Genomic DNA, 14,329 nt, shown 5'->3' with positions numbered 1-14,329 from the left:
TGGTGTGTGGCGATATGGGTGGGCCGGACGGGTTACCGGGCGCCGACCTGGTCGCGGCCGACGAGGGTCAGCAGCGTCGCTTCCGGGGGGCAGGCGAAGCGGACCGGGGTGTAGCGGCTGGTGCCGCAGCCCGCCGACACGTGGAGGTAGGACGAGCGGCCCTGCGAGGTGTGTGCGGACAGGCCCTTCACGCGGTCCGTGTCCAGGTCGCAGTTGGTGACCAGGGCGCCGTAGAAGGGGATGCAGAGCTGGCCGCCGTGGGTGTGGCCGGCCAGGACCAGGGGGTAGCCGTCGGCGGTGAAGGAGTCCAGGACGCGCAGGTAGGGGGCGTGGACGACGCCCATCGAGAAGTCTGCCGAGGCAGACGGGCCGCCCGCGACCTCCGGGTAGCGGTCGCGCTTGATGTGCGGGTCGTCCAGGCCGGTCAGCTCGATCGACGCGCCCTCGATCTTCAGCGTGCCCCTGGTGTTGGTGAGGTTCAGCCAGCCCGCCGAGTCGAAGCCGTCCCGGAGGTCTTCCCACGGGTTGTGCACCGCGCCGACCACCGGGGCGTTGCCGTTGAGGCCGTGGCGGCCCTGGGCCTTCTCGAACAGGTAGCGGGCGGGGTTGCGCGGCTTGGGGCCGTAGTAGTCGTTGGAGCCGAAGACGTACGCGCCCGGGAACTCCATCAGGGGGCCGAGTGCGTCGAGGACCTCGGGGACGCCCTCGGGGTCGGACAGGTTGTCACCCGTGTTGATCACGAAGTCGGGGCGCAGACCCGCCAGGGAACGCAGCCAGCGCTGCTTCTTGCGCTGGTCGCGGACCATGTGGATGTCGGAGACCTGCAGCACGCGCAGAGGGCGCAGCCCGGAGGGCAGGACGGGGACGGTCACCCGTCGGAGACGGAAGGAGCGGGCCTCGAAACCCGCCGCGTACAGCAGTCCGGCGGCGCCGGCCGCCGTGATTCCCAGGGGGATTCCGTATCGCGCGCGCATGCGTCCATCGTGTCAGACTCCCGAGGTCCCGCCGAACGGCCGGTGCGTGGGTTCGGGGTGCCTTAAATGGGCAGGCGTCCTTGCTCCCGTACCTGCGACAATCAGGTCATGACCACGCTCAAGTCGAAGCTGCAGGAAGACCTCAACGCCGCGATCAGGGGGCGCGACGAGCTCCGCTCCTCGACGCTCCGGCTGACGCTCGCCGCGATCACCAAGGAGGAGGTCGCGGGCAAGGAGAAGCGCGAGCTCTCCGACGACGAGGTGCAGAAGGTGATCACCCGCGAGGCGAAGAAGCGCCGCGAGGCCGCGGAGGCCTTCGCACAGGGTGGGCGCCCCGAGCAGTCCGCGCGGGAGAAGGCGGAGGGCGAGGTGCTGGCCGAATACCTGCCCCAGCAGCTGTCCGACGAGGAGCTGAACGCGATCGTCTCCCAGGCGGTGGAGGAGGCGAAGGCGGCGGGGGCGGAAGGCCCGCGGGCCATGGGCGCCGTGATGAAGATCGTGAACCCGAAGGTGGCCGGGCAGGCGGAGGGCGGCCGCGTGGCGGCCGCGGTGAAGAAGCTGCTGGCCGACTGAGCGGACGGTACGGCGGCGCCGGCCGCAGAACCGGCGCCTTCAGGGCCGATACCGCGTAGGGCCGCCGAGCCGGTACCGCGTAGGGCCGCCGGGTCGGTACCGCGTACGGCCGCCGGGTCGGTACCCGGGATGCCGGTAGCTGGGCCGGTCGCTGGGCCGGTCCTCCCAGTGCGTCGCCGTGCACGGCCAAGGTGAGGCCCGTCCGGTCACATCGCCGCGAGTGCGACGTCGAACGGCCCCCGCAGTGCGCCCATGTGGCGCGCTGCGGGGGCCGTTCGACGTATCCCCGTCGGACCGGCCAGGTCAGTCGCGCCCTCCGGGCCCGTTCCCCGGCCCCTGGATGAAGCCCTCCGGGATGGAGAAGGTCGGGTCCGGCTCGCTGCCACCCGGGCCGCCTCCGCCGTTGCCGCCCCCGTTGCCGTTGCCGCCGCCGATCAGGCCGCCGATGAGACCGCCGTCACCGTTGTTGCCGTCGTCGTCACGGTCACGGTCCTTGTCGGGGTCCTTGGGTTCCGGGATGTTCACGAGGTTGAAGGACGGGGCCTCCTTGCCCGACAGCGCGCCGGTCATGGCGTCGCGCCAGATGGGGCCAGGCACGGAGCCGCCGTAGACCTTGGCGTGGGGGACACCGCCGATGGTGATGTTGACCATCTTGACCTGCTGGGTGGCACTGCCGACCCAGACCGCGCCCGACAGGTTCGGCGTGTAGCCCACGAACCAGGCGTTCTTGCGCTCGTCCGTGGTACCGGTCTTACCGGCGTTGGCGCGGTCCGTGAGACCGGCCTCCTGACCCGTACCGGAGTCGACGACACCCTGCAGCAGGGTGTTGACCGTGTCCGCGGTCTTCTCGCTCATCGCCCGTGAGCACGTCGACTTCGGCACCTCCAGCGACTTCTTCCGTTCACCGATCTTCTGGGTGATCGACTCGATGGCGATCGGCGTGCAGTACATGCCCCGGGAGGCGAAGGCGGCGTAGGCGCTCGCCATGGTCAGCGGGGAGATGCCCTTGGAACCGAGGGAGACGGCGGGCACCTCCGGGAGCTTGTCGCCGTTGCCCTGCACGACGTGCAGCCCGTCGGTCATCTTCACCACCGGGCACAGGCCGATGTCGGCGACCATCTGCACGAAGTAGGTGTTGACCGAGAGGGCCATCGCCTCCTTCAGCCGGTACGGGCCCACCTCCGACCTGCTCTCGTTGGGGACGGTCTCATTGCCTTGGTTCATCCAGGGCTTCCCGCTGCACGTCTGCACCGGGTCGGGGTAGGGCATCTCGTACGGCGACGAGTACTCCTGGGTGACCGGCCGCCCCTCCTCGAGCGCGGCCGCCGCGACGAAGGGCTTGAAGGTCGAACCGGTCGGGAAGCCGTAGTTGGATCCGCCCATGCCGTGGTCGACCGAATAGTTGATCTCGGTCTCGTTCTTGCCGTAGCCGAACGGCTTCGACTGGCCCATGCCGAGGATCTTGCCCGTGCCGGGCTCCACCAGGGTGACCGCAGCGGCGACCGAGTCGCTCTTGTTGACGTGGTCGTCCAGAGAGTCGTGAACCGACGCCTGCGCCTGCCGGGTGAGCGTGGTCCGGATCGTCAGACCGCCCTGGTTCCAGATTTTGGACCGGGCCTCCCGGGTCTTGCCGAAGACCGGGTCGCTCAGGAACACCTCGCGCACGTAGTCGCAGAAGAAGCTCGCGTCGTTGACCGCCGTGATGCAGCCGTTCTTCGGCTTGCTGATGTTCAGGCCGAGCGGGGAGCTCGCGGCCTTGGCGGCCTGCTCCTGCGAGACGTCGCCGACCGCGGCCATCCGCTGGAGGACGACATTGCGCCGCTTCTTCGCCTCCGTCTCGTCATTGACCGGGTCGTAGCGGCTCGGTGACTGGACGAGGCCGGCGAGGAGGGCGGACTCCTGGAGGTTGAGGTCCTTGGCGGGCTTGGAGAAGTAGCGCTGGGCGGCGGCCTCGACGCCGTAGGCCTGCTGGCCGAAGAAGGTGATGTTCAGGTAGTTCTCGAGGATCTTCTTCTTGCCCAGCTCCTCCTCGACCTGGATCGCGAACTTGAGTTCGGCGATCTTGCGGCCGATGGTCTGCTGGGTGGCCTGCGCGACCTTCGTCGGGTCGTCGCCCGCCTCCTCGACGAAGACGTTCTTCACGTACTGCTGCGTGAGCGTGGAGGCGCCCTCGGAGACCTCACCGCTGCGCGCGTTCTTGTTGAGCGCGCGCAGCACGCCCTTCAGGTCCACCGCGCCGTGCTCGTAGAAGCGCGAGTCCTCGATCGCGACGATCGCCTTCTGCAGGTACGGCGAGATGTCCTTGAGGTCGACCACCGTGCGGTCGCGTGAGTAGACGGTGGCGATCGTGCCGCCGTCGGCGTCGAGGATGGTGGTGCGCTGGCTGAGCGGCGGAGTCTTGAGGTTGACCGGAAGCTCGTCGAAGCTCTCGACCGACCCCTTGGCCGCGAGGCCCAGCGCGCCCACGGCGGGCAGCGCGATGCCGGCCATGACGGCCCCCGCGAGGACACTGACTCCGAGGAACTTGGCGGCCTGCTGCGTGGAGGACAGACCACCGCCCGAGCGCTTCTTTGGCATGGGAGCAGCCTACGTTCTCATTCGCCGGACAAGCGTATATGCCTTGGCCTAAGCTGCACTCAACTGTCACAGCAGTGAGGCCACGTATCAATACGTCCGGCGACCCCGAATCGTTCCGGATCTCTTCGATGTTCTTCATATGAGTTTCGTTGAAGGGTGTTGAGCTCGTGTCCGGAACCGCCTTGTGTGTCCTGCGGTGCCCGTTGTGGCGCAACTGAACTGACCCGAAACGCCCCCTTTGTCACGCATGTCGCCCCCTCACTCCCCCGGGTGATCTGCCGCTTACCCATAGTCCGTTCGGACCATTCAAGATTGGGCCCGCTGGGGGTGTTGCGCTGTGCCCACCTTCCGTAACGTCCTCAACTGGCGGCGGTGAATATGCCGCTGCCGCCGTGGGGGAGCCTCGATTCGGGAGAGGACGGCGCCGGTATGGGCTGGGTTACCGACTGGAGTGCGCAGGCTGCCTGCCGCACTACTGATCCGGATGAACTGTTCGTTCAAGGAGCAGCACAGAACAGGGCCAAGGCGGTGTGCACCGGATGCCCGGTGCGTACGGAGTGCCTGGCCGACGCGCTGGACAACCGCGTCGAGTTCGGCGTATGGGGAGGCATGACGGAGCGTGAGCGCCGTGCGCTGCTGCGCCGGCGGCCGACCGTGACCTCCTGGCGCAGGCTGCTGGAGACCGCGCGCTCGGAGTACGAGCGGGGTACGGGTGTCGTGCCCCTCAGCGACGACGAGGTGTACGAGAATTACGCCGCGGTGAGCTGAGGGCCCTCGGGGGGTCCTTGGTCACGACCGGTGCCCCGGTCAGGGCGTTTCGGGCAGCTCCGGCCGGGCGGCCGCGAGCCGGTCGCCGATGTCCCGCAGCCCTGTGAGGTCGTGCACATCGCCGGGCAGCGCGGCCACCTCGGTCACCGCCACCTCGGGGTGGAGGGCGGTGAAGCGGTCACGCGTGCGCTGCTCGCGCGAGACCAGCCGCATCCGCTCGGCGTGCAGCCTCAGCAGGCCCGCGGTGAGCCGGTCGACGGACCGCTCCGCGTCCGGGGCCGCGGCTGCTTCCGTGTCGTCCGCGGTGGCGGGGGAGCCTTCCCCGGGGACGTCCTGAGCTGGTGTGCCGACGGTCGCGGATGAAGCGGGCGATTCTGAACTGCCGTACGTTTCGGGAGAGTTACGAAGTCCAGCTTTCCCGCCCTCCTGATCCACAATGCGGGAGTCCTCAAGATTTTCCGCGGCGGCGAGCGCCCGCTCGGCCGACAGCCGGTCCGCGCCGCTGCCATGGACGCGGTTGAGCACCAGACCGGCCAGCGGCATGTCCTCCGCGGCCAGCCGCTCCACGAAGTACGCGGCCTCGCGCAGCGCGTCCCGTTCGGGGGCCGCCACCACCAGGAAGGCCGTCCCGGGCGCCTGGAGCAGCTTGTACGTGGCGTCCGCGCGCGTACGGAAGCCGCCGAACATCGAGTCCATCGCGGCCACGAACGTCTGGACGTCCTTCAGCAGCTGCCCGCCGAGCACCTTGCCCAGCGCACCGGTCATCATCGACATTCCGACGTTCAGGAACTTCATCCCCGCGCGGCCGCCGACCTTCGCCGGGGCCAGCAGTACCCGGATCAGCTTGCCGTCGAGGAAGGATCCCAGCCGCTTGGGGGCGTCCAGGAAGTCCAGCGCGGACCGGGAGGGCGGGGTGTCGACCACGATGAGGTCCCACTCGTCCCGGGACCGCAGCTGGCCCAGTTTCTCCATCGCCATGTACTCCTGCGTGCCCGCGAAGCCCGCCGAGAGCGACTGGTAGAACGGGTTGCCCAGGATCGCGGCGGCCCGCTCGGGGTCCGCGTGCCCCTCGACGATCTCGTCGAAGGTGCGCTTCATGTCGAGCATCATCGCGTGCAGTTCGCCGCCCGCGGAGTCGTCGATGCCCTTCACCCGGCGCGGGGTGTTGTCGAGCGAGTCGATCCCCATGGACTGGGCGAGCCGGCGCGCCGGGTCGATGGTCAGGACCACCACCTTGCGTCCCCGCTCGGCCGCGCGCAGGCCCAGTGCCGCCGCGGTGGTCGTCTTGCCGACCCCGCCCGAGCCGCAGCACACCACGATCCGGGTGTCCGGGTCCTCGAGCAGCGGGTCGATGTCGAGCGTGCGCGTGGGGGAGAGGTGGTGAGGGGCCGGGTCGTGGGTCTGCGCCGGTTCCGGACGACGGCTCATGGCTTCCCCTGCTTCCGGTGCTTCCGACTCGTGACGGGGCTGGTACTGGTACGGGGGTGGCGGGGGCGAGGCAACGGCCGGGGCGCACGGGCACGGTGGGTCATGCGACGTCCTGTTCGCGCAGATTCCTGGCCAGTGCGTACAGGCCGGCCAGGTCCAGGCCCTCCGCGAGCAGCGGAAGTTCGTGCAACGGCACGTCGAGGTCGGCCAGCACGGCACGCTGCTCCGCCTCCAGCGCGTACCGCTCGGCGTACTCCTCCGCCTGCGCGAGCAGCGGCTCCACCAGCCGTTCGGCGTGGCCGCCGCGCCGGGCGCCGCCGAGGCCTGCGGACGACAGGGCCCGCGCGACAGTGGAACGAGGGACGGCCGCCACGAGTTCCAGGGCGGCGTCGTCCAGCAACTGCGGCCGCACCATGTTCACGATGACCCTGCCCACCGGCAGCCGCGCGGCGCGCAGCTCCGCGATGCCGTCCGCGGTCTCCTGGACCGGCATCTCCTCCAGCAGCGTCACCAGGTGCACGGCCGTCTCCGGCGACTTCAGCACCCGCATGACCGCCTGCGCCTGATTGTGTATCGGGCCGATCCTGGCGAGCCCGGCGACCTCGTCGTTGACGTTGAGGAAGCGGGTGATGCGGCCGGTCGGCGGGGCGTCCATCACGACGTAGTCGTAGACGAACCGGCCGGTCTTGTCCTTGCGCCGGACCGCCTCGCAGGCCTTGCCGGTCAGCAGGACGTCCCGGACGCCGGGGGCGATGGTGGTCGCGAAGTCGATCGCGCCGAGCTTTCTCAGGGCCCGGCCCGCGCCGCCCAGTTTGTAGAACATCTGGAGGTAGTCCAGAAGGGCCAGTTCGGCGTCGATGGCGAGTGCGTACACCTCCCCGCCGCCCGGTGCTACGGCGATCTTCCGCTCTTCGTACGGCAGCGCCTCCGTCTCGAAGAGCTGTGCGATGCCTTGCCGGCCCTCGACCTCGACGAGGAGCGTCCGCTTCCCCTCCGTGGCCAGGGCCAACGCGAGGGCGGCGGCCACCGTGGTCTTGCCGGTTCCGCCCTTGCCACTGACGACCTGGAGCCTGCTCACGTCTTCGAGCCTAAATGCTTGCCGTGCGTCCCGGCGGCTCCGGGTGGCAGTTACCCGGAGCCGCCGGGACGACGGCGGGCGGATACGCGGTCCTCGGCCGACCGGTGCGCCGGGGTGGTGCGGCCACCGGGACCGGCGGCGGCAGCGGCTAGAGTCGGCCGCATGACCAAGTGGGAATACGCGACTGTGCCGCTGCTTGTCCACGCGACGAAGCAGATTCTGGACACCTGGGGCGAGGACGGCTGGGAGCTCGTCCAGGTCGTGCCCGGGCCGAACAACCCCGAGCAGATGGTGGCCTACCTGAAGCGCGAGAAGCAGGCATGAGCGCCGTCGGTGCGAAGCTGGCGGCACTGGGCCTGAGCCTGCCGGAGGTCGTGCCTCCGCTGGCCGCGTACCAGCCGGCCGTGCGGTCGGGGCAGTACGTCTTCACCTCCGGCCAGCTGCCCATGGTGGACGGCAAGCTCCCGATGACCGGCAAGGTCGGCGCGGAAGTCACCGCGGAGGAGGCGAAGGAGCTGGCGCGTACCTGTGCGCTGAACGCCCTCGCCGCGGTCAAGTCCGTCGCCGGGGACCTGGACCGGGTGGCGCGCGTGGTGAAGGTCGTGGGCTTCGTGGCCTCCGCGGCGGACTTCACGGGCCAGCCGGGCGTCGTCAACGGTGCGAGCGAGCTGCTGGGCGAGGTCTTCGGCGACAAGGGCGTCCACGCCCGCAGCGCGGTGGGCGTCGCGGTGCTGCCGCTGGACGCGCCGGTGGAGATCGAGGTCCAGGTGGAGCTCACCCAGGCGTAGGCCTGGGCCGGGCGTGCCGTCCCGGCGCACGGTGGATCGGCGTGGCGGGGCCCGTCGGCCGGCTGCGCACCGCGCCAGGGCGCCGGGCGTAGCCGCCGAGCCCCGCCACCCGTCGTCCTGCCCTCGTCGCCCGCCCCAGGCCCGTACGCCCCGGCCGTTCCGTGGGCACTCGAACATCAGGGCGTCACGGGATAGCCTCCGGCCATGGCGAACGCGCAGGCAGACGGTCAGTGGTACCCGCCGGAGTGGCCGGAGCGGATCCGGGCGCTCGCCGGTGGCGGCCTCGCGCCGGTCACGCCCAAGCGGGCGGCCACCGTCATGCTGCTCAAGGACACCGGCGACGGCCCGGCTGTGCACATGCTGCGCCGGCGTACGTCCATGGCGTTCGCGGGCGGCGCCTACGCCTACCCCGGAGGCGGCGTCGATCCGCGTGACGACGACCGGCACGTCCGCTGGGCGGGCCCCACACGCGCGTGGTGGGCGGACCGGCTCGGAGTCGACGAGGCGGGGGCCCAGGCGATCGTCTGCGCCGCCGTACGGGAGACGTACGAGGAGGCCGGGGTGCTGCTCGCCGGGCCCGCTTCCGGCTCCGTGGTCGGTGACACGACCGGCGAGGACTGGGAGGCGGACCGGGCCGCGCTCGTCGCGCGGGAGCTGTCCTTCGCGGAGTTCCTCGACCGCCGTGGGCTGGTCCTGCGCTCGGACCTGCTCGGCGCCTGGACCCGCTGGATCACCCCCGAGTTCGAACCCCGCCGCTACGACACCTGGTTCTTCGTCGCCGCGCTCCCCGAGGGGCAGCGCACCCGCAACGCCTCCACGGAGGCCGACCGCACGGTGTGGATCACCCCGCGCGGGGCGGCCGACGGCTACGACCGGGGCGAGCTGCTGATGATGCCCCCGACCATCGCGACCCTGCGCCAGCTCGCCGCGTACGCCACGGCCGCGGAAGCGCTCGACTCGGCTCCCGAGCGGGACCTCACACCGGTACTGGCCACCGCGCGTCTGGTGGACGGAGAGATCGTCCTCTCCTGGCCGGGGCATGACGAGTTCACCCAGCACATCCCGACCGGGGGAGCCCCCGCATGACGGACGCAAGCACCCTGCCCGGGCGGCCACGGGGTGGCGTCTCATCCGGCCCCGCCACCGCGCGTGCCGTCAACGTGCTCGCCCCCAACCCGTCGGCGATGACCCTGGACGGCACCAACACCTGGATCCTGTCGGAACCGGACTCCGACCTGGCGGTCGTGGTCGACCCGGGCCCGCTGGACGACGGGCACCTGCGTCACGTCATCGGCACGGCGGCGCGGGCCGGGAAGCGTGTCGCCCTCACCCTGCTGACGCACGGTCACCCGGATCACGCCGAGGGTGCCGGGCGTTTCGCCGAGCTGACCGGCACGAAGGTGCGGGCCCTGGACCCGGCGCTGCGGCTCGGCGACGAAGGGCTGGCCGCCGGGAACGTCATCACCGTCGGCGGCCTGGAGCTGAGGGTCGTACCGACCCCCGGCCACACCGCCGACTCGCTGTGCTTCCATCTCCCGGCGGACCGGGCGGTCCTCACGGGTGACACCGTCCTGGGCCGCGGTACGACCGTCGTGGCCCACCCCGACGGCCGCCTCGGCGACTATCTGGACACGCTGCGCCGGCTCAGGTCGCTCACCGTCGATGACGGTGTTCACACGATCCTCCCCGGCCACGGGCCCGTCCTTGAGGACGCCCAGGGCGCCGTCGAGTACTACCTCGCCCACCGCGCCCACCGCCTCGCCCAGATCGAGACGGCCGTCGAGGACGGTCACCGCACTCCGTCCGAGGTCGTCGCCCACGTCTACGCCGACGTCGACCGCTCACTGTGGCCGGCCGCGGAACTGTCGGTACGCGCCCAGCTGGAGTACCTGCGGGAGCACGGCATCATCTAGCCCGCCAGGGTAGGGGGCCGGGCTCGGGGCCGCGTCCGTATTCCGGTCCGTATTCCGGTCCGGGGTCTCGGTCCGGGGTGTCTCGGTCCGGGGTATTGGTTCGGATTCTGGCCTGAGGTCTGACTCCGGGTCGGGGTCCGGGTTCCGCTCGGGGGATTGGGTTCGTGGCGGGCCAGGGTGTCACCGGGCCGAGGGTCCGCGGGTCGGGTCCTGGGCCGCGTGCGGGATCGGCTCCGGCTCTGGTTCCGGTTCTGGTTCCGGTTCCGGCTCTGCGTCCGGCGCAACCGGGCCCGCTGGAGTCACGGGAGTGAACCAGGCCGGAGGGCCTTCACGCCGTGTACGCGCGCGTACTCCCCGGCGAGCCAAGGTCCCAGATCGTCGACGTACGAGGCGAGGACGACGGGATCACCGGTCGGATCGCGTCCGAGGGCGGCAGCCGCCCGCATCGGCGCCGCCCGCTCCGGGTAGTACGCGCCGAAAGCACCGGCCATCTCCGTCAGGTCGCTGGTCCAGCCGTTCCAGCGGGGCATCACGAGGGTGAAACCGGTGCGCACGAGGTGGCGGGACATGAAACGGACGAGGGGCCGCCGTGCGTCCTCCGTGCTGCCGGCCGTCGCGATCCGTTCACGCCAGCGGGGGAGGAGCAGCGCCAGATCGCCGTTGGTCTCGCGGGCGAGCAGCGAGTCGGGCCGGTAGCGCGGCAGCAGCCCGGCGAGGTCCTCGCCGGACAACGGCGTGCACAGGCAGGAGACGAACCACCCCAGGTCGTACCTCTCCCGCTCGCTCAGCAGCCGTTCCCGGGCGTAGAGCAGTGTGCCGACGCCGTCGATCTGCGGGAACCCGCCGTCCAGTCGTCCTTCCACCGCACGCGCGGCGTCCCGGTCACGGTCGGTCGGCTCACCGTGCAGGGCGACCAGCAGGTCGAGGTCGCTGCGGCCCACGTGTGCGGTGCCACGCGGAACGGACCCGTAGAGATACGCGCCGTTCAGCCGCGTCCCGAAGACGGCGGTCAGCTGCTCCCGCGCGGCGGCCACAACGGGGCGGAAGACAGGCGGCACCCGCGCGAGGGAGCCCTCCCGCCTGAGGTACCCCCGCGCGTCCAGTCCGGGGCGTTCCACCGCTTCGGCCATACGGGTCACTGTGCCGCGCGGAGACGTCAGGGGCACGTTGTTTTCGGCCCGTACGCGGACGCGACGGAGCCCCGCCTTCGGGGAAGCGGGGCTCCGTCGCGGGGTCGTGCGAAAGGTCAGCGCGAGCGCTTCGCGAGGCGCTCGACGTCCAGGAGGATCACCGCGCGGGCCTCCAGGCGGAGCCACCCGCGTTGGGCGAAGTCCGCCAGGGCCTTGTTGACCGTCTCGCGGGACGCGCCGACCAGCTGGGCCAGCTCCTCCTGCGTGAGGTCGTGCACCACATGGATGCCCTCCTCGGACTGCACGCCGAAGCGGCGGGAGAGGTCCAGCAGGGCGCGGGCGACACGGCCCGGGACGTCCGAGAAGACCAGGTCCGACATCGCGTCGTTGGTCTTGCGCAGCCGGCGCGCGACGGCCCGCAGCAGCGCGGTGGCGACCTCGGGACGGGCGCTCAGCCAGGGCGTGAGGTCGCCGTGGCCCAGGGCGAGCAGCTTGACCTCGGTCAGCGCCGTGGCCGTCGCGGTGCGCGGGCCCGGGTCGAAGAGGGACAGCTCACCGATCAGCTCGCTCGGACCCACCACGGCGAGCATGTTCTCGCGGCCGTCGGGGGACGTGCGGTGCAGCTTGACCTTGCCCTCGGTGACCACGTACAGGCGGTCTCCGGGGTCGCCCTCGTGGAACAGGGAGTCGCCCCGTGCCAGGGTCACCTCGCTCATGGAGGCGCGAAGCTCCGCGGCCTGCTCGTCATCGAGCGCCGCGAAAAGCGGGTTCCGCCGCAGAACGTCGTCCACGAGTTCTCTCCTTGTCGACCTGCTCAGGGGATCTTGTTCCCCACGTACCAGGGGACCGTGGTGCCCATTTTGCCGGACGGTCCAAACAGTGTGATCTGTCACAAGGATGCCGTACGGGCCGGTCGGGGTATGCGGCAGGGGTCCAATTGGACGCCGGACCTCAGGGGCCGGGGCGGATGTCGGTACCGGGTCGTAGGCTGGCCGGGTGTCCAAATCGCCGGTGAGAGCACAGGCCGAGGGGGCTGCGCGAGTGGTGGTACGTCGCGATTCCGCTGTGGGCGAACAGGGCTCCGATGGCGGTAGGAAAACGGCGAAAACGGCAAAGAGGTCGCCGTCGAGGAAGCCGGAGAACAAGTCGGAGACGAAGCCGGCGGCTGCCCGCGTGAGCGGGACGGGTGCGCCGGGGGAGCGGGCTGCGTCGAAGAAGGCGGCATCGAAGAAGGCAGCGTCCGGCAAGGACGTGCCCGGGAAGGCCGCGAACGACGAGGCCGCGCCTGCCCGCAAGCCGGCGACCGCGGACAAGGCCACGACCGCCCGTAAGGCCACGACCGAGCGCAGGACGTCGACCGAGGGCAGGACGACGCCTGCCAAGAAGGCCGGTTCCGCCGGAAAATCCACCTCCTCCGCCAAGAAGGTCACCCCCATCAAGAAGGCCCCGCCCCCCAAGAAGCAGCTCATCGCCCCCAAGAAGGCGACCGCGGCAGTCAAGGCCGCCCCCGCGAAGGCTGTGGTCAAGCCGGCCGGGGCCGAGTCGCGCACCGCGTTGGTCCGGCGGGCGCGCCGGATCAATCGTGAGCTCGCCGAGGTGTACCCGTACGCCCACCCGGAGCTGGACTTCGAGAACCCCTTCCAACTCGTCGTCGCCACCGTGCTGTCGGCCCAGACCACCGACCTGCGCGTCAACCAGACGACCCCCGCCCTCTTCGCGAAGTACCCCGCCCCCGAGGACCTGGCCGAGGCCAATCCCGAGGAGGTGGAGGGGATCCTGCGCCCCACCGGCTTCTTCCGGGCCAAGACCAAGTCGGTGATCGGCCTGTCGAAGGCGCTCACGGAGGACTTCGGCGGTGAGGTGCCCGGCCGGCTCGAGGATCTCGTCAAGCTGCCCGGCGTGGGCCGCAAGACCGCCTTCGTGGTGCTCGGCAACGCCTTCGGCCGCCCCGGCATCACCGTGGACACCCACTTCCAGCGTCTCGTGCGCCGCTGGCAGTGGACCGAGGAGACCGACCCCGACAAGATCGAGGCGGCCGTCGGCGCGCTCTTCCCCAAGAGTGACTGGACCGACCTGTCCCACCACGTGATCTGGCACGGCCGCCGCATCTGCCACGCCCGCAAGCCCGCCTGCGGCGCCTGCCCCATCGCGCCGCTCTGCCCGGCGTACGGCGAGGGCGAGACGGATCCGGAGAAGGCACGGAAGCTCCTGAAGTACGAGAAGGGCGGCCTCCCGGGACAGCGACTGAACCCCCCGCAGTCCTACCTCGACGCCGGGGGCAGGCCCGCCCCGCCGCTGGGGGCCGGATGACGGAGCGGCGCACGCGGTGGCGGCCGGCGGAACGTTCCCCGGGTCGCCGGGCGTTGGATCCGTGGGACGCGGTCGGACGAGGGGGGTGGCGATGACGCGGACGAGTGGTGCCCAGGGCGGCCGGGTGACGCTCAGCCAGGAGGGGCTGCCTCCCTGGCTGGGTCCGGTGGCCCACGCCGCGGAGACGGTGGCGCCGAGACAGTTGAGCCGCTTCCTGCCCCCGGAGAACGGTGCGGGGCGCCAGTCGGCCGTCCTCATCCTCTTCGGTGACGGCGCGCGCGGTCCGGAGCTGCTGCTCATGGAGCGGGCGAGCTCTCTGCGCTCGCACGCCGGCCAGCCGTCCTTCCCCGGTGGCGCCCTGGACGCCGAGGACGGTGACCCGCAGGGTGACGGACCGCTGCGGGCGGCTCTGCGCGAGGCCGAGGAGGAGACCGGGCTCGACCCGTCCGGCGTCCAGCTCTTCGGCGTACTGCCGAAGCTCTACATCCCGGTCAGCGGCTTCGTCGTCACACCCGTGCTGGGCTGGTGGCGCGTCCCCAGTCCGGTGGACGCCGTCGATCTGAACGAGACCGCGCGGGTGTTCACCGTTCCCGTGGCCGATCTCACCCATCCGGACAACCGTGCGACCACGGTCCATCCCAGCGGTTACCAGGGACCGGCATTCCTGGTCGAATCGGCCCTTGTGTGGGGCTTCACCGCGGGGGTCATCGACCGGTTGCTGCACTTCGCCGGGTGGGAGCGCCCCTGGGATCGGGACAAGCGAGTCCCCCTGGACTGGGGGTCATGACAG

The 14,329-nt window shown here is 71.0% G+C and carries 14 protein-coding genes; 8 read left to right on the top strand and 6 right to left on the bottom strand.

The window, feature by feature from the left end; all coding sequences use genetic code 11:
* Positions 1-32: 32 nt before the first annotated feature.
* Positions 33-974: a metallophosphoesterase gene (locus ACZ5C2_RS17575; RefSeq protein WP_468791339.1), complete on the bottom strand. Its 942-nt coding sequence runs from the start codon at positions 972-974 to the stop codon at positions 33-35.
* A 108-nt stretch (positions 975-1,082) separates the two neighbouring features.
* Between ACZ5C2_RS17575 and ACZ5C2_RS17570 the strand changes: the two genes are divergently transcribed.
* Positions 1,083-1,547: a GatB/YqeY domain-containing protein gene (locus tag ACZ5C2_RS17570; protein WP_468791336.1), complete on the top strand. Its 465-nt coding sequence runs from the start codon at positions 1,083-1,085 to the stop codon at positions 1,545-1,547.
* Positions 1,548-1,850: 303 nt separating this feature from the next.
* On the opposite strand, the gene ACZ5C2_RS17565 is transcribed toward ACZ5C2_RS17570, so the two are convergent.
* A complete protein-coding gene (locus ACZ5C2_RS17565) occupies positions 1,851-4,124 on the bottom strand; it encodes a transglycosylase domain-containing protein (protein WP_468791334.1) in 2,274 nt (757 codons plus the stop codon).
* Positions 4,125-4,553: 429 nt separating this feature from the next.
* Here ACZ5C2_RS17565 and wblA point away from each other — a divergent pair, with 429 nt between their 5' ends.
* Complete coding sequence (wblA, locus tag ACZ5C2_RS17560; protein WP_468791331.1) at positions 4,554-4,892, top strand: transcriptional regulator WblA; 339 nt, start codon at positions 4,554-4,556, stop codon at positions 4,890-4,892.
* A gap of 39 nt (positions 4,893-4,931) precedes the next feature.
* On the opposite strand, the gene bagB is transcribed toward wblA, so the two are convergent.
* Positions 4,932-6,320 carry an ATPase BagB gene (gene bagB / locus ACZ5C2_RS17555; RefSeq protein WP_468791328.1) on the bottom strand — a complete coding sequence of 463 codons (1,389 nt, stop codon included), beginning with the start codon at positions 6,318-6,320 and terminating at the stop codon, positions 4,932-4,934.
* 100 nt (positions 6,321-6,420) lie between these two features.
* Entirely contained in the window at positions 6,421-7,398 is a 978-nt protein-coding gene (gene bagA, locus ACZ5C2_RS17550) for an ATPase BagA (RefSeq protein WP_468791325.1), read from the bottom strand.
* Between the two features lie 162 nt (positions 7,399-7,560).
* Here bagA and ACZ5C2_RS17545 point away from each other — a divergent pair, with 162 nt between their 5' ends.
* From ACZ5C2_RS17545 to ACZ5C2_RS17530, 4 genes are all read left to right on the top strand, one after another.
* Entirely contained in the window at positions 7,561-7,722 is a 162-nt protein-coding gene (locus ACZ5C2_RS17545) for a DUF4177 domain-containing protein (protein WP_361163645.1), read from the top strand.
* On the top strand, positions 7,719-8,186 hold the full coding sequence (locus tag ACZ5C2_RS17540) for a RidA family protein (RefSeq protein WP_468791322.1): 468 nt from the start codon (positions 7,719-7,721) through the stop codon (positions 8,184-8,186). Before ACZ5C2_RS17545 ends, ACZ5C2_RS17540 begins: the two co-directional genes overlap by 4 nt.
* Before the next feature lie 204 nt (positions 8,187-8,390).
* On the top strand, positions 8,391-9,272 hold the full coding sequence (locus ACZ5C2_RS17535; protein WP_468791319.1) for an NUDIX hydrolase: 882 nt from the start codon (positions 8,391-8,393) through the stop codon (positions 9,270-9,272).
* Complete coding sequence (locus tag ACZ5C2_RS17530; RefSeq protein ID WP_468791316.1) at positions 9,269-10,099, top strand: MBL fold metallo-hydrolase; 831 nt, start codon at positions 9,269-9,271, stop codon at positions 10,097-10,099. The genes ACZ5C2_RS17535 and ACZ5C2_RS17530 overlap by 4 nt, the downstream gene beginning before the upstream one ends.
* 299 nt (positions 10,100-10,398) lie before the next feature.
* Here ACZ5C2_RS17530 and ACZ5C2_RS17525 read toward each other — a convergent pair whose 3' ends face one another.
* Both ACZ5C2_RS17525 and ACZ5C2_RS17520 read right to left on the bottom strand, forming a co-directional pair.
* Positions 10,399-11,229 (bottom strand): nucleotidyltransferase domain-containing protein, encoded by an 831-nt coding sequence (locus ACZ5C2_RS17525; RefSeq protein ID WP_468791313.1) that lies wholly within the window; start codon positions 11,227-11,229, stop codon positions 10,399-10,401.
* A gap of 116 nt (positions 11,230-11,345) precedes the next feature.
* The gene (locus tag ACZ5C2_RS17520; protein ID WP_030863242.1) at positions 11,346-12,020 is read right to left on the bottom strand and encodes a Crp/Fnr family transcriptional regulator; all 675 of its coding nucleotides are present in this window, start codon (positions 12,018-12,020) and stop codon (positions 11,346-11,348) included.
* 643 nt (positions 12,021-12,663) lie between these two features.
* Between ACZ5C2_RS17520 and nth the strand changes: the two genes are divergently transcribed.
* On the top strand, positions 12,664-13,539 hold the full coding sequence (nth, locus tag ACZ5C2_RS17515) for an endonuclease III (RefSeq protein WP_468791546.1): 876 nt from the start codon (positions 12,664-12,666) through the stop codon (positions 13,537-13,539).
* A gap of 91 nt (positions 13,540-13,630) precedes the next feature.
* A complete protein-coding gene (locus ACZ5C2_RS17510) occupies positions 13,631-14,326 on the top strand; it encodes an NUDIX hydrolase (RefSeq protein WP_468791309.1) in 696 nt (231 codons plus the stop codon).
* Positions 14,327-14,329: the final 3 nt, after the last annotated feature.

Source organism: Streptomyces sp. NPDC031365 (assembly GCF_055569765.1).
This window is presented reverse-complemented; position numbering and strand designations above follow the sequence as displayed.

Excerpts from the sequence above, each read along its gene's own strand:
- ACZ5C2_RS17575 (WP_468791339.1), bottom strand. The coding sequence starts at position 974 with ATGCGCGCGCGATACGGAATCCCCCTGGGAATCACGGCGGCCGGCGCC.
- ACZ5C2_RS17570 (WP_468791336.1), top strand. The coding sequence starts at position 1,083 with ATGACCACGCTCAAGTCGAAGCTGCAGGAAGACCTCAACGCCGCGATC.
- ACZ5C2_RS17565 (WP_468791334.1), bottom strand. The coding sequence starts at position 4,124 with ATGCCAAAGAAGCGCTCGGGCGGTGGTCTGTCCTCCACGCAGCAGGCC.
- wblA (WP_468791331.1), top strand. The coding sequence starts at position 4,554 with ATGGGCTGGGTTACCGACTGGAGTGCGCAGGCTGCCTGCCGCACTACT.
- bagB (WP_468791328.1), bottom strand. The coding sequence starts at position 6,320 with ATGAGCCGTCGTCCGGAACCGGCGCAGACCCACGACCCGGCCCCTCAC.
- ACZ5C2_RS17545 (WP_361163645.1), top strand. The coding sequence starts at position 7,561 with ATGACCAAGTGGGAATACGCGACTGTGCCGCTGCTTGTCCACGCGACG.
- ACZ5C2_RS17540 (WP_468791322.1), top strand. The coding sequence starts at position 7,719 with ATGAGCGCCGTCGGTGCGAAGCTGGCGGCACTGGGCCTGAGCCTGCCG.
- ACZ5C2_RS17535 (WP_468791319.1), top strand. The coding sequence starts at position 8,391 with ATGGCGAACGCGCAGGCAGACGGTCAGTGGTACCCGCCGGAGTGGCCG.
- ACZ5C2_RS17530 (WP_468791316.1), top strand. The coding sequence starts at position 9,269 with ATGACGGACGCAAGCACCCTGCCCGGGCGGCCACGGGGTGGCGTCTCA.
- ACZ5C2_RS17525 (WP_468791313.1), bottom strand. The coding sequence starts at position 11,229 with ATGGCCGAAGCGGTGGAACGCCCCGGACTGGACGCGCGGGGGTACCTC.
- ACZ5C2_RS17510 (WP_468791309.1), top strand. The coding sequence starts at position 13,631 with ATGACGCGGACGAGTGGTGCCCAGGGCGGCCGGGTGACGCTCAGCCAG.